The organism is Pseudoalteromonas sp. GW168-MNA-CIBAN-0100, assembly GCF_040309225.1.
Lineage (GTDB): Bacteria > Pseudomonadota > Gammaproteobacteria > Enterobacterales > Alteromonadaceae > Pseudoalteromonas > Pseudoalteromonas arctica.
In genome coordinates this window covers 1-14,408 of the sequence record NZ_JBEOOL010000038.1, presented here as the reverse complement: position 1 = coordinate 14,408, position 14,408 = coordinate 1, and the positions used below count along the sequence as shown (strand labels likewise).

Below are 14,408 nucleotides of genomic sequence, written 5' to 3'. Positions count from 1 at the left end.
TTCCTCCCTAGTAGTGACCCCAAAGCGGCGCATTTAGCGCCGCTTTTTATTGGAGTAATACCAAATGAACAAAGCAGAATTATTAGCTTACATTGCCACGCTGGTTGCGCAGTTAACCGAGTTAAACATTGAATTTACAGCTGCCCAAACAACAGGCACCAATGCCGATCTTGAAAAAGAAATCGAGCGTTTAGAGTCTTTATTGCCAGACGAACTTGAAGACGAGCCAGCCCCAACTGAACACCAAGATGAAGCGGCACAAGCGCATGAACAAGCGTTAGAAAATTCAAAAAGTGAAGACAAAACACTTAAAGAAGATGCTGCAAAAGCAGAGCAAGCCACGCGCCGTGTATTCATTAGCAAAGGCGTAAACATTGAAACCATCAAAAGCGGTTCAAAAGTCGTGTTGCAAGGCGGTAACTTTCACACGGTAGACACAAACCTTGCGCGTTCGATAGTTGCTGAAAATCACGGCCGCTATTCAACAGATGAAGACGAAGCTGATGACAGTGAAGTTTGACGACTTACTCAGCGAAATTGATGCGCTAGACCAGGCGCATTTTGGTGAGTTGTTTTCAATGCGTTCAGACTCAGACCAATGGGAACCATTCACAGGTGTTATGAGTGATTCACCTATTATTTTAGATGCCGCTGAAACGATTGGTTACACGCTCGAAGTGCCTATGTCTTTATGGCAAGGCAGCTACCCTCGAAAAAACAAACATGTGGTTACCCGTCTTAGAACGGGCGAAGAATACACCGTTCATTCTTCACGCATTGTTGATAGTGACTTAATTATAAATTTGGTGAACTAATGGATCTTAAAGAGCAAGTAGCCCAGCTTGAAAAAAAACTTGATACGTTAAACAACAAGCAGGCGCTATTTGCTCGCCAACGTTCTTTAAGTCGCAGCTCTAAACGGATGGCCACATTGGTCAGCCGTGACGCAGCAAAAGCAGAACGCTTAAAAGTGGGCCTAATAAAAAGAAAAATCCGCTTTAAAGAAATAAAAAGCCAAAGCCTAGCAGCTGTAATTATTGGCCGAACCGCAATCCCCGCCATTTATGTTGGCGTAGCAAGAACCCAAGTTAAACGCAAAAACGGCAGCTTTTTAACCAGTAGCGCAGTGCGTGACCGCAAAGGCCGATTTGCAAAAAGAGAGCACAGCGGAAACACCGCCATACGTGTTGGCCGCCATAAATTTGAAAACGCATTTTTACAGCAATTAGCAAGTGGCCGCTGGCACATAATGCAAAGAAAGTCAGATAGCCGATACCCAATAGACTTGGCAAAAATTCCAATTAGCGGCAGCGTAACCAGTGCCGCCAGTAAACACAGCAGATACATTATTGAAGATTACCTACCGAACCTGCTGATAAAAGACCTTCAATACCGAATTAATAAGTTGAGCAAATGAACCCACGTAAAGCCATACGCAAAAAAGTTGCTGAGCTACTTAAAACCTTGCAACGCGACAACAAACCCTTGTTTGAGCCAGACAGCGTTTATAGCCACCGTGTAACGGGCCTTGATGAAGAATACTTACCAGCCGCCGTTGTTTTTATTGTGGGCGGTGAGGTAGAAGCCGAACACGATGGAGATTTACACGAAGCAGAGCTGGTTGTTCAGCTTTACGACAAAGACTCGCTGAATATTGATGACAAGCTTGATGACTTAGACGAGCTAGTTAAACCACTCATTGAAGCAAACCACGACCTTAACGGCTTAGTCGATAGCATTGAACTTAGCAGTTACGACTTTAATCAAGATGAGCAGCAAGCACTTGGCATGCTCGAACTTAAGTACACAGTTAAATTTATATATTAAGGAGCCATCATGGCCTACGGAAAATACACAAAACTGCACCGCCAAACAGCGGTTGATACATTAACGTTTGTTTCTAACGTAATTGAAATTGATGGTATTTCACCAACGCGCGACACCACAGAAAACACCACCTACGGTGACGATAGTGATGCCCGAACGTACGAACGCGGCATGCTTGAACCGGGCGAATTAACGGTAAAAATTAAATACCGTAAAACCGAAAACGCAGAAGCCAAAGCAATGGAAGACGAGTTTTACGGCACAGTTGAAGATAACTCAGAAGCCACAACGCAGTATGCGCTTCATTATCCGGTTGTTGGTAAACCTTCACGCATATTTAACGGCATTATCACCAGCGTTAGCGAACCCCTTGCAGCAGGTGAAGACATGGTGCAAGAGTTTAAATTTAAGTTATCAGGGCCAATTGAGCGTGGTACATGGGCATGAGTTTAAGAGAAGAGTTAAAAAAAGCCGCTAAGCTGCAAACAAAAAAAGTGCAGCTTTCACATGGCGAAATCACAGTTACTGAGTTAAGCGCCAAAGACCGCCTGGTTGTTCTTGATTACTTACAAGCCGTTATTGATTTGCAAAATAAAGGCACCGCTAAGGCCCAGCATTACTCAACGCTAACACTTACCGTTGTGTGTGCAGGTTTACGTGATGAAAAAACAGGCGAGCTTGAGTTTAAAGTTGAAGAAACCGCAGATCGTGATGAGCTTATGTCGCTATGTGATGGCAATGTTGCAAAGATTTACGATGCTATCTGTGAAATATCAGGCCTTGATCATATGAAAAAAGACCAACCAAAAAAAGCAACAGGCTAGCTCAACTCCCCAATCGCTTGCAGGCTTTTCGCCTTGCAAAAATCCTTAGTGTTTGGGACGTAGACGCGCTGCTTGATGAAATGCCATCCAGTTTGTATCAAGACTGGATGGACTTTTTAGAGCTAGAGCCAGATGGTTTTGCCGTACAAGATTATTACTTATCTAACCTTGCATGTGTTATTGCCAACACATCGGGCAACGTCAAAAAACCATACAAGTTAAGTGATTTTTCAATATCACCTAAACAAGAACAAACACCTGAACAGCAACTTGCAATCATAGACGGGCTTTAATGTGTCAAGTAAAAGCGTACAAGACTTAATCGTTAAGCTCGTTGCTGATGGCAAGGAGTTTAAATCATCACTAGAGACTGCATCGGGCAATGCCCAAACGTTTGCTAAAAACACCAACACCGCAATGACCGACTCTAAAAAGAGTGTAAAAATTTTACAAGGTGCGGTGGCGGGTTTAGCGCTTACGATAGCAGGCAGTAGTGTAGCGGTTTTAAAACTAGCTGCAGATAATGCACAAGCGGTCACGGAAATGGATCGTGTTGCCAAGTCAATGGATGTCAACACCACACGATTCGATAAACTAGCCTTTGCAGCGAGCCAATATGGCGTGGGTCAGGATGACTTTACACAATTGCTCTCTGACACCTCAGAACGCATCACCGAACTGGTTACAATAGGCTCTGGTGAAGCGCTCGACATGTTTGAACAACTCAACATAAGCGTTGATGAGTTCAAAGGTTTAAAACCTGATGAAATGTTCCTCAAAATGATGGAAGCATTATCACAGGTAAGCTCGCAAACAGAGCGAAATTTATACCTGCAGCAAATAGCCGGTGATACAGGCCAGCGACTTTCAGAAGTGGCTGAAGATGGTGCAAAAAGCTTTGTTGAACTTGCTAACAGCATGGGCGATTACGGCGGTGCACTCAGCGAAGATATGATTAAAGAGAGTAAAGAACTCGATAAAATCTTAAAAACGCTTAGCGCAACAGGCAGCATCACCCTTAGAAACAGCTTAATTTCACTTACTCCCGTTGTTAAGGAAGTCTCAGAATACTTTGAGGACTGGAGCAAAAACGTTTCCATCATGTTCGACAAGATGCGAGACAACCCATTAAGTGATGACGGCCTTGCGTTAAAAATAACAGAAGACCGCAAAGCACTTAAACAACTACAAGAAGACCTTGTTGAATTTCAGGCAAAAAGTAAATACGGCTATAACTACGGTATTTTTTCGGATTATTCCGGTACCAACGAAGCCGTGGTTGCACAAATCAAAAAGGATATTGATTCAGTAACCGAGCGTCTTGAAAAAAACCAAGAAGCCTTTAAAAAGTCGCGTTTTGGTAATGTGTGGGATGGAAAAACCGAAAACAACCTCGGCACAACAGCACCGACCACAGTAACCAACCAAGGCGGTGAAAACACCAAAGGCACCGGGTTTAAAAAACCATTAGGCGCAGCAGCTGACTCTGAACAAATTGATCGTAACCTCAAGATAATTAAATCAGCGTTAGCCAGTGAGTTGGACGTTGAGAAAAAAGCCTATCAAGAACGTATCGATTGGATCAACAAAGCCCATGCTGCCAAAAAGGTGGGTGACGATGAAAAAACCGAGTTATTGCTTGCTAATAAACTAGCTCATGAAGAACGCATAACAGCTATTGAAGGTGAAGAAGAAGCCAAGCGCATTCAACGTGCTAACGAAGCCCGCCAGTTTGAAGACCAACAGCGCCGCGACCGTTGGAACGCAGAAATTGCCGAGTTACAAGGTTTTCATTCACTCAAAGAAGCCGAAGAAGCAGCCCACGAAGACCGCAAGCGCGGTGTTCAGCTTAAAAATGCAGGTCAGTATGGCCAAGTTGTTGATCAGTTTGTTGAGCTTGACCGCTCAAGCGGTGCAGACCGTGTTGCAATTGGTTTAGAAATTGGTGGCAAGCTCACAGAGCAAGCCGCAACCAGCAGTAAAAAAGCGTTTAGATTGCATCAAGTTGTGTCTGCAGGGCAAGCCCTTGTAAGCACCTACCTAGCAGCCAGTAAAGCACTTGAATTAGGCCCAATTGCAGGCCCAATTGCAGCAGGTGCAATTACGGCTATGGGTTTAATGAATGTAATGGCTATCAAAAACCAACCTGTACCCGATGGTGTGGCGCATGGTGGCTTGGGTTACGTTCGTGACGATGCAACGTACTTTTTGCAGCGCGGTGAGTCGGTTTTATCACCTAAGCAAAATATAGATGTGTCACGCGCCGCTGAAAAAATCAATACGGGTCAATCTGGCGGTAACGTTAATGTAAACCTTATTGAAGATGCCAGTCGCGCAGGCCAGTACGAGCAAAGCAGCATGGACGATGAGCAAATCATTAACGTGTTTGTGTCTAACATTCGTTATGGCGGTGATGCAGCATCCATTATGGAAAGCACCTACGGCGTACAAAGAACGGGGAGTTAACCATTGATTAAATACCCAAGCATACTGCCTTTCCCTCTACTTAGTTCAACCTCGTTTAAGCAGCAATCAAACATATTGCGCACCGAAATGAACAGCGGTAGAGCAAGGCAACGGCGGCGCTTTTTAAGCGTACCCACAACAATGGCAGCAACGTGGCAGTTAAGTAAAACTATGGCCACTTCATTTGAGGGCTTCTACGAAAACTCACTAAAAGATAATGAGTGGTTTTTGATGAAAATACCAACGCCACAAGGACTGGTTGAACATGAAGTTCGGTTTGTTAATTCACCAATGGAAAATTATAAACCTATTGGTTCAGGTCGATGGAATTACCAAGCCAACATAGAAGTTAAAAAACGAGAACCTGTTTCAGAAGAAATAATGACAAAAAACTTACTTCTACCAAAGACGTTAGAACAATTTGTTTATTCAATTGAAGCAGCTATTAAAAGTTATGAGGAATAAAAATGTCCAGTTTTTTACAGTTGATTGATAGATTGCAGTCGAGTATTGATGCGTTAGAAACAGTTATATTTGGCGATGATGATGCAACGGCATCTGTCGATGGGAAGACTAAAAGCAGCATATCAAAATCGATAAAAGAACAGCTCGCTAATCTTAATGCGCTAGTTGAAGGTAGAAAAGCCTATACAACCCTATCATCGCTTGTTAATGACCCTGATGTTGATATAACAAAGCTAGCTGAAGTATGGAAGGATACCCCAGAAAACAATGGTGTTTATGGGTTCGACAACGGCAATTGGGAAAAAACTGAGCTTTCTTTTTTTGAAGAGCTATTAAAAGATATACGGCCAAATATTTTTTTGGATTCTGCTTTTGATGGTATATACGTAAAAACAAAACATCCTGACGCGCTAAAAAACGTATCATATAACCCGACTAACAATAGTCATGAGTTAACATTTAAACATAGTTCAGATCAGCTTATTTATGTTGATTACAATTTAGATATAGAGTCAATTAATGAAAGCTGTACTTTATATTCACAAATAAATATTAATAGCCCTGAAGCTGCCGAGTTCTTATTTATTTATTACGATGAAAGTAACCAAGAAATCGTGAGACACAAAAAAAAGGCATCTGCAGCAGGTTTTCAAACAGTGAAAATGCAAAGTTTAAAGCCGAGCAATGCTTTTTCATGTGTATTTAGACTTATTAGATATACAGGTAACTCAGTGGCTCAAACTGAAGATGATGTGATTTTTAGCAATATAAAAATATTGAGCGAATCTATAACGAGCAATTTATTAAACAAAGAAATCCTATCGATTAAAGAAAACGTTGAATCTCTTTTGTTAGGCCCCAAGACACAAAGATATTCAGGTGCTGATTTAATAAACTTTATAAAAGACCCCCATGATTGGAAAGGCATAACAATAAATGGGCTTCAATCAAAAGTACCAGTAGTTACTGCATCTAGTGGTAAGCATGGGTTATTGCAGTCATCCCAGACAGTAAATATAACAGTAACAAATAGCTTATTCTCAGATAAAATTAGCGCCGGGGTGACTTTAACAAATAAGTTTTCAGGACAAATATCACCAAGAGTATTATTGCTTCAATATTCAAGTAATGGTGCCGAGCTATCACGAGAAACAAAAAACATCCCAAGCGCCTTAGAAGTTGACGTTAATGATAGCAACAGCTATTTACACATTGAGTTCTCAGGTATAGATATTCATGAAGATGCTTTTCGTGTCGTACTGCTTTTGGATGCGGGCAAAGGCCAGCCAATTATGTTTTGTAATCCGTATATAACAGAAGGTGAAACGAGCAACTTACAAGGTATACCAGCACGTGACTTTTTAGATTTTTGGATTGACCCTGATCTAAAACTTAAAGATACAACCTATGCAACGGGTGCATCTACGGTTGTTGATTACTTTGGCGACCCAACATTGGTTGTTGATAGCAATGACACAACGGATGTTATTCGATACGAGATTGACTCATTAACTTTACCAGGGCAGTTTTACCTATCAGCGGCAATGAAATCAACAGCTTTAACTGCTGAGGTTGGTGTATTGTTCTTAGACAAATACCGAGCAGAACTTTCGAGAAAGATATTTCCCTCAACTAAGGCCAACAAATGGGAAAAGATAAACTCTCTTATTACAGTTCCGGAAGGTACTGAAAAAGTACAATTTCGCTTCGTAAACTGGGCTGCAGGTGCTCAAGAAACCGCCACGTTTAAACACATTACTTTGACAGAAGAGAATGTTGGATGTGTTTACCGCTCTTACTACAGCAACATCAGTCAAATTGATCTATTAAACACCATTTACTTATCACCAAATGGTGATGACAGTAATGCAGGGACTAAAGCATCGCCAATGCAAAGTGGAGCGGCGGCACTGAGAAAACTACCAAACGGTGGTCGAATTATTCTTTTAGATGGAATACATAAGAATTTAACCTTTGGCCTGTCAGCTGTTAGCGGTCGATTTGAGGTTTGCGCCGCAACACTTGATGAAGTTAGAGTTATTTATGATCGAGATATTTTGAAAGAAAACTGGGCTGCAACTGATTATGAAAATGTTTATAGCCAGCTATGCGAAATATCACCGAGTAAATATTTATGGCATCACAACAGGGAAAGTGGTGAAATATCAATTGAAGATAGGCATCCACTCCAACGCGGCCGCACACACAGATTGAGTTCATCAAAATTGCTTGAGGCAAACTCTCTTGAAGATTGTTCATTAAAACCCGGCACATGGTTTTATTTGACAGACCGTTTATATATACATCCTATAGATAGCGATGATCCAAACCAGTACGAATACTACATACCTACAACGAACTCGCTATTTGTAGGGCAGCATAGCGGTGTAGACCTAGTTGCAAGAGGTATAAAGCTATTCTATGGAAGATTTAATGTTCAGGGTTGTAATTCTTACGAACTTTACGAATGTTATTCATTAGGTTCATCCTCTAATAGCATTGACAGAGGGAAGACACGTGGGCTTGAATATCGCTGCGAATACGCAGGGGCTGGCAATGATGGTGGCAATGGACACAATACAAATACCGAATACACGGGCGTAGGCTTGCCCTTCGCTTCTAGTGTTGTTTTGTTTGACCAATGGTCTCATGATTGTTATGACGATGGAGACTCACTTCACGAAAGAAGTGAAGGAACCTATCACGGCGGATTATTCGAGTTTAATGGTGACAGGGGAATTGCAACATCTTATGGTTCACATGTAACCCTTTATGGGGCAATTGCTCAGCATAACGGTCAATCAGCTAGAGGTTCAAACTATGCTGGTGAAGGTTTTTCTATTGTTGGCGATCTAGTATCTGAAGAGCTAGGTGTCGGTACTCAGATGGTATGCATTGGCTGTGTTAGTATCGGGAATAACTTCAATTACGCAGTTAACGTGGTTAGCCGTGATGAAAATGCAAAGTTAGAATTAATAAATTGTCACTCTGAACTCGCATTAGTCGCAGCTTACTCTGCTCAAACTGGTCAAATTGTTTTAAGGAATTGCACAGATACGGGTAGCTCTCTAGTTAAGCGAACTTTAGATGGTGGCCAGATAATTGTAAAAAATGGCGATTTGGTTACATGAGTACAGTCCTTCAAAAAGTATACGCCAGCGCTCCAACTAACGACCTACCAATACATACATTAACCTTACTTGCAGACACATTTGGAGCTATCCGAATTTGCGAAGGTTTTGATGATGTAACGGCAGGTTTGGAAACTGGCGAGTTTGTCACATTTACGGCGAGCGGGATGGGCGTATCATTGCCCGCCCGCTCAGTGAAAGGAAGTCAAAACTTACAATTTCAGCTTGATAATATTACGGGCCTAGCGCTTGATAAGATTAACAGCGCGATTAATGCGGGTGATAAAATAACGGTTGTTTATCGTGTTTACACTAAAAGCAACTTAAACGAACCCGGTGAACCGCCCGTTGAAATGGTAGCCAGTGATGTAAAAGCAAACGCCAAGCGCGTAAACGTGGTTGCATCGTTTACTGATTTAGTAAATAAAGCGTGGCCCCGTAGACGTTACATACCCAGCATAGCCCCGGGCTTAAAATACTTTAGTTAAAACCTCATGCATAAAATAGATGATTACCTAAGCGTACCTTACGTTGATGGTGGTCGAGATATGGCTGGCCTAGATTGTTGGGGCCAGCCACGCCTTGTGCTGCATAACGTATTTGGTAAACCGTTATTTAAGTCGTTTGGCCATGTAAGCCCAGACGATAAAACCAACCTAACAAACTCATACGCACAAATAGTTGATCAGTTTAAACCCTGCTTAGCTAAAGAGCAGGCCATTGCGTGTGGGTTTAGAGGGCAAAGTTTAATACACATGGGCTTATGTGTTGTTGTTGATGGGCAGTTACAAATACTGCATACATCACGAAAAAAAGGCCCGTCAATTGTGAAAATCGCTGACTTTAAGCGGTTATTTTTTGAGGTTAAGTTTTATGAATACACAGGTTGAAGTTAAGGTTTACCCCAATAAACTTGATCTTAATTTATACGAACCTTGCACCGCCTTTGTTGGGCAAACACTAAGTACCTGGTTAAAACAAAATGTACCCGCTTATGATGACCGCGAACAACCATTGTTTAGTGCTAACATAAATAATAGGCACGTTTTGCCGTGTGAATGGCCCACGTACACGTTTAAACCTAACGATGACATAAGGCTAATAGTTGAGGCAAAAGACCCGGTAACGATTGCTTACGCAGTGATAGCAGTAATAGCCATTGGTGTTGCCATTTATACCGCAAACCAAATACCAGATAACTACAATTCAACCACGCCAGATGGCAGCAGTATTTACGAAGTTAACACCCAAGGTAACAAGCCAAAGCTCATGGGTATTGTGCCAGAGGGCGCAGGCCGACACGCAATATTCCCTGATTATTTAACCATGCCCCGCCGTGAATATATAGACAACGAGCAGTGGCTTTATTTAATGCTAAGCGTTGGCAGTGGTGAATATGAAATCCTGCCAGAAGAAGTGTTTATTGCTAATACACCTGTTAAAAGTTATACGGGCGATGTGTTTTATGAAATATTTGGCCCCGGTGAAGATGTAAGCGTACACGAAGGACACCGCAACGTTTATACATCAAGCGAGGTGGGTTCAACGTCAGGCAGCACAGGTATAGAGCTGAAAGGGAAAATATCAAGCACAGGCGGTGAAGAAACAAGCAGCTACAGTTATTCTTTTTCAGGCACAGAATTAATTGCTTATATAGAAGAGTATGATCCTGAATTTGGTAGTTTTAAACATAAAACACCACTGCCTTTTGAGGTGGGTGAAATCATCCGTATTCAATACACAAGCAACCCTGAAAACAGCGGTTATTATGAAATACTTGAAACCAGTATTTCAGGTAATGAGCTGAAAAAGCTCAATGCTCAATACGAAGAAGACACCACATGGACAGGCTTTACAACTGAGTCTAATTCGTATGCCAAAGTGTTTACCGAAGATGGCGGCGGTGATGGTGAATTTAACGGCCCGTTTTTTGCGGTACCAGAAGGTGAAGTAACAGATCAGTTATGGCTTGATTTTTCTATGCCGCAAGGTTTGGGCGAACTTGATGATGAAGGTGACTTTTTAACTCGCTCAGTAAACATTATTGTTGAGTATAGAGCCGAGGGCGCACTTGAATGGACACAAGCACCGGCTATTTTGTTTTCAGATAAAACGAATGATCAACTAGGCAAAACCATACCAATAAGCCTGCCTGAAAAAATACGCCCTGAAATACGCGTTAAACGTAGCACCGCCGCTAACGATGACACGCGAATTTATGATGATGTGTATTGGACTGCCTTAAAAGCAGAGCTTAAAAGCGCGACTTTTTACGATGGCATGACAACGCTTGCTGTAAGAATTAAAGGTACCAATGCGCTTGCAGGTTCGGCTGAAAACAAATTTAACCTAATAGCAACGCGCGTATTACCCGTTTATGAAAATGGCGTATGGAGCGCACCGCGCCCCACCAAAGACATTGCCCCGTTTTTTGCTCATGTAATAAAGAGCGTAGGCCACGGTGACGATAAAATAGGGCTAGAAGAAGCCGAAGCCTTGCACAATATTTGGAGTGCGCGAGGTGATGAGTTTAATGCGGTTTTTGATAGTGCCACCACGGTATTTGAAGCAGTTAAACGCATACTGGCCGTTGGTTTTGCAGAGCCCACCATTGATTACGGTAGAATAACGCCAGTACGCGACCAGCCACGAACGGTTTTTCAGCACATGTATCAGCCAGACAATTACGTTGGTTTTTTAGAGCGTAGTATTAAGCTGATTGATGATGACGAACCCGATGGTGTAGAGGTTGAATATTTCAGCCCTGTTACGTGGAAGTCTGAAACGGTGCTTTGTTTATTGCCCGGTGACAATGGTTACAACCCTGAAAAAGTACGTGCGTTTGGTATAACCGATAAAGACAAAGCGTATCAGTTTGGTATGCGTAAACGCAGAATACGCCGCTACCGCCGCACCCAGTTTGATTTTAAAACCGAAATGGATGCGCTGAATTCGCGTTATATGGATTATTGCGCGTTAGCCGATGACATACCCGGTTATGAACAAACAGGCCGTGTTGAGTATGCAGTGGGGCGAACCATATTTACTGATGCAGAGCTTGAATGGCAAGACGGAGAGCAGCATATACTTGCGCTGCGCAAACCTGATGGCAAGTTATCAGGCCCGTATGTAGCATCAAAAGTAAATGGCTCAGTGAATGCGGTGGTAATTGATAAGGATCTTGATTTTGTACCAGTGCTTGATGGCTCAATGGAACCGCCGTTATTTATGTTTGGTATAACGAACCGTTGGTGTAATGCGGTTTTGATTACAGATATAAAGCCCTCATCAATTGATAAAGTAGGCGTTACCGCTTTGTTAGACGATGTGCGCGTTTATGAAGATGACGATACCCCAGCCCCCGATGATACCCCCATACCAATCCCGCCTTATTACTCCTAAACGAAAAAAGCAGCCTTATGGCTGCTTTTCTTTTCGCTGATCTATTCTGTTAAATGTGCCGTTTAGAATGATGGCCATGCCGACCCCAATTAAAAAACCAATCACATTAAAGTAAATGGTTAACACCGTAATTAAGATTAATAGCATTAATCCGACCAGTATTTTTGCAATCCCTATCATGTTAAATCCCCTAGTTAAAAACCAATAGTTGAAAACTTTTTAAGGCGTGTCAACTATTGGGTTGTTTTTGGCCATTACATTATTAAGCAGAATTGTTCAAAATCCTCTGGCTTAGCATCGCTTTCGTTAACCTCTCTTTCCATGCATTCTCTGCAAACTTTATCCCCCATTTCATCAAAAAACTCTGCGGGGTTCTCACAGCTTTCATATTCACATGGTTCCATCAACTATCCCTCCATCATTTCAATGTATTCAACTTTATCTTTAAGCTCTAAACACAGCTCACTAAGCGCATCAATTTCTTCACTTGAGTAACCAAACCTGTATAAATCATCCTCGGTTACGTGGTTAAACAGCTTACGCCCAGCCAGAACCCCAGCCTTTGTAAGTTCAATTTCAAACGTTTCTTCATCCATTAGGCAAGCCCTCCTTGTTTTATACGTAGGCCGCATTTATTATTTTTAGCCCAAATTAAAAAACGCTTAGTCCAGTATTCACTTTCAAAAATATTTTTAAGTGGCATTTTTATTAATGTGTTAAGATCTGTATCTGACATAACTTATTCCTGCATGGTTTTGGTTGTGTAGTGAGGGCCAGATTGCAGTCTGGCCCTTTCGTTTTAAAACTTATTTATCAAACTTGAATCCATCGACACCGATATCAAACTCGTATTTTCCCTCGCCTTTTTCGTACTTTTCAAACAAATCAAGCAGTGCTTCCGTGGCTATCATACGAAAAGTAACCGCTCTATCTTCATCGGTGCGTGTATCAGTGCTTAGTTGCTTTACGCCTTTCCAAATACGCTTATCTAAATCAACACGCGCCTTGTGTACGTTGGTTCCTAAGTAATCATCAACCTGAGAAACAATAGCAAGCGCCTCTTGTTTTTCGCGGCTGATGTTTGCACCAGGTCTTATGCTCATTGTTGTTTTAGTGCTCATTTAATAAATCCTTAATTTCAGCCGTAATGTTTTTAATGTCTTGCGCTGCTGGGTGAGGGCCACCAGCTTTTTTAAGTGATATAACGCTTGCGCCTGTTTTTGCTGTTTCAGGATAAACAACGGTGCGGTGTGTGCAATGCGTTAATACTGGCAGTTCGTACCCTTTGATCACCTCTTTAATTTCAGCCGTAATATTGGTGTTATCCATAGCCATAGAAATTAAAAACGCCGCTTTAGGTTTGCCGTCAGTCACCATTTGGCGCGTTTTAACAACGTCCACAAGGTCAGCACATGCCCACACATCGTAAGGCGAAGGTTGCACCGGGATAATCACCACATCAGCAACACGAATGGCCACAGCGGCCAATTCAGACACTTGTGGCGCACCATCTATAATTACGTAGTCATACCCGCGAGCAATGCGTGGTAAGTCGCGCTGCAGTGTTTTATCCAGTTTAATTACCGGGAATGTTTCATCAGCATCACCCTTAGCGGCTGACCAGTTTGAAGCGCTGCCTTGTGGGTCAATATCCACCAGCAGCACGTTAAAGCCCTCACTGTGAAGTTGTGAAGCAATATTGGTGCTTGCAGTCGTTTTGCCTGCACCGCCTTTTTGATTAATAACAGAAATTACTTTTGGCATAATAGGCCTCCTTTGTTAGCAGTAATTTAGCACTATATTACACATTTATACAAATGTTTATTTGTATATTTTAGTTGTTCATTATCGTATTTGAAATAGGCTCGGTTAACTGTTCCAGTTAAGTTCCCGTTATAATCAATATAAATCAATTAGTTAAAGTTATTTTATAAGTGTACTTCCTATTTAGGAACCTATGAAAAACCAACTGTACTGCACCGTGTTGGCATTGGCGTTATTAAATAAGTAAACATACCCATCTGATAAACCACTCACTTAATGCGCTATATGGGCGCGATTAAAAGAGCCACCAATAGCAAGCAACAACCATTAAAACCTAAAAAGCGCGTTAAAGCATAATTAACTGTACTCGCAACCAATAATAAACAAGTTAACAAGTGTACCCGCAACAATTACGCATAAGTGTACCCCTTACTCGCAAGCTAAGTGTACTCAACTGTACCCCCTTCATAAGCGCCAAGTGTACCCGCTAATTACGTAATTAGCGGGTACACTTGGCGCTTATGAAGGG

At 42.0% G+C, this 14,408-nt stretch carries 19 protein-coding genes; 13 read left to right on the top strand and 6 right to left on the bottom strand.

Annotated features, from left to right (window positions below; all coding sequences use genetic code 11):
• The first annotated feature begins 64 nt into the window (after positions 1-64).
• From AAEY62_RS18080 to AAEY62_RS18020, 13 genes are read left to right on the top strand one after another with little or no spacing between them, the layout of a single operon-like run.
• Positions 65-520: a hypothetical protein gene (locus tag AAEY62_RS18080; protein WP_350635651.1), complete on the top strand. Its 456-nt coding sequence runs from the start codon at positions 65-67 to the stop codon at positions 518-520.
• Positions 504-815, top strand: coding sequence for a hypothetical protein (locus AAEY62_RS18075; protein WP_350635649.1), 312 nt, complete (start codon positions 504-506; stop codon positions 813-815). The genes AAEY62_RS18080 and AAEY62_RS18075 overlap by 17 nt, the downstream gene beginning before the upstream one ends.
• Positions 815-1,417 (top strand): phage tail protein, encoded by a 603-nt coding sequence (locus tag AAEY62_RS18070; RefSeq protein WP_350635647.1) that lies wholly within the window; start codon positions 815-817, stop codon positions 1,415-1,417. Before AAEY62_RS18075 ends, AAEY62_RS18070 begins: the two co-directional genes overlap by 1 nt.
• On the top strand, positions 1,414-1,827 hold the full coding sequence (gene gpU / locus AAEY62_RS18065) for a phage tail terminator protein (RefSeq protein ID WP_350635645.1): 414 nt from the start codon (positions 1,414-1,416) through the stop codon (positions 1,825-1,827). The genes AAEY62_RS18070 and gpU overlap by 4 nt, the downstream gene beginning before the upstream one ends.
• 9 nt (positions 1,828-1,836) lie before the next feature.
• Positions 1,837-2,274, top strand: a complete 438-nt coding sequence (locus AAEY62_RS18060) for a phage tail protein (RefSeq protein ID WP_335674853.1) — start codon at positions 1,837-1,839, stop codon at positions 2,272-2,274.
• Complete coding sequence (locus tag AAEY62_RS18055) at positions 2,271-2,651, top strand: hypothetical protein (protein ID WP_350635643.1); 381 nt, start codon at positions 2,271-2,273, stop codon at positions 2,649-2,651. The genes AAEY62_RS18060 and AAEY62_RS18055 overlap by 4 nt, the downstream gene beginning before the upstream one ends.
• Positions 2,652-2,668: 17 nt before the next feature.
• Positions 2,669-2,944 (top strand): phage tail assembly protein T, encoded by a 276-nt coding sequence (locus AAEY62_RS18050; RefSeq protein WP_350635641.1) that lies wholly within the window; start codon positions 2,669-2,671, stop codon positions 2,942-2,944.
• Between the two features lies 1 nt (position 2,945).
• Complete coding sequence (locus AAEY62_RS18045; protein ID WP_350635639.1) at positions 2,946-5,117, top strand: hypothetical protein; 2,172 nt, start codon at positions 2,946-2,948, stop codon at positions 5,115-5,117.
• Between the two features lie 3 nt (positions 5,118-5,120).
• Positions 5,121-5,582: a hypothetical protein gene (locus AAEY62_RS18040; protein ID WP_350635637.1), complete on the top strand. Its 462-nt coding sequence runs from the start codon at positions 5,121-5,123 to the stop codon at positions 5,580-5,582.
• A 2-nt stretch (positions 5,583-5,584) separates the two neighbouring features.
• On the top strand, positions 5,585-8,713 hold the full coding sequence (locus AAEY62_RS18035) for a protein kinase family protein (RefSeq protein WP_350635636.1): 3,129 nt from the start codon (positions 5,585-5,587) through the stop codon (positions 8,711-8,713).
• Positions 8,710-9,201 (top strand): DUF1833 family protein, encoded by a 492-nt coding sequence (locus AAEY62_RS18030; RefSeq protein ID WP_350635634.1) that lies wholly within the window; start codon positions 8,710-8,712, stop codon positions 9,199-9,201. Before AAEY62_RS18035 ends, AAEY62_RS18030 begins: the two co-directional genes overlap by 4 nt.
• A gap of 6 nt (positions 9,202-9,207) precedes the next feature.
• A complete protein-coding gene (locus AAEY62_RS18025; protein ID WP_350635632.1) occupies positions 9,208-9,603 on the top strand; it encodes a hypothetical protein in 396 nt (131 codons plus the stop codon).
• Positions 9,587-12,115: a host specificity factor TipJ family phage tail protein gene (locus AAEY62_RS18020; protein ID WP_350635630.1), complete on the top strand. Its 2,529-nt coding sequence runs from the start codon at positions 9,587-9,589 to the stop codon at positions 12,113-12,115. Before AAEY62_RS18025 ends, AAEY62_RS18020 begins: the two co-directional genes overlap by 17 nt.
• A 15-nt stretch (positions 12,116-12,130) precedes the next feature.
• Here the strand turns inward: AAEY62_RS18020 and AAEY62_RS18015 are convergent, their stop codons facing one another.
• From AAEY62_RS18015 to parA, 6 genes are all read right to left on the bottom strand, one after another.
• A complete protein-coding gene (locus AAEY62_RS18015; protein ID WP_350635628.1) occupies positions 12,131-12,295 on the bottom strand; it encodes a hypothetical protein in 165 nt (54 codons plus the stop codon).
• Between the two features lie 74 nt (positions 12,296-12,369).
• Positions 12,370-12,519 (bottom strand): hypothetical protein, encoded by a 150-nt coding sequence (locus AAEY62_RS18010; RefSeq protein WP_350635626.1) that lies wholly within the window; start codon positions 12,517-12,519, stop codon positions 12,370-12,372.
• A 3-nt stretch (positions 12,520-12,522) separates the two neighbouring features.
• A complete protein-coding gene (locus AAEY62_RS18005; RefSeq protein ID WP_350635624.1) occupies positions 12,523-12,711 on the bottom strand; it encodes a hypothetical protein in 189 nt (62 codons plus the stop codon).
• Complete coding sequence (locus AAEY62_RS18000; RefSeq protein WP_350635622.1) at positions 12,711-12,851, bottom strand: hypothetical protein; 141 nt, start codon at positions 12,849-12,851, stop codon at positions 12,711-12,713. Before AAEY62_RS18000 ends, AAEY62_RS18005 begins: the two co-directional genes overlap by 1 nt.
• Before the next feature lie 70 nt (positions 12,852-12,921).
• Positions 12,922-13,236 (bottom strand): hypothetical protein, encoded by a 315-nt coding sequence (locus AAEY62_RS17995; RefSeq protein ID WP_335674867.1) that lies wholly within the window; start codon positions 13,234-13,236, stop codon positions 12,922-12,924.
• On the bottom strand, positions 13,226-13,879 hold the full coding sequence (gene parA, locus AAEY62_RS17990) for a ParA family partition ATPase (RefSeq protein WP_335674868.1): 654 nt from the start codon (positions 13,877-13,879) through the stop codon (positions 13,226-13,228). The genes AAEY62_RS17995 and parA overlap by 11 nt, the downstream gene beginning before the upstream one ends.
• Positions 13,880-14,408: the final 529 nt, after the last annotated feature.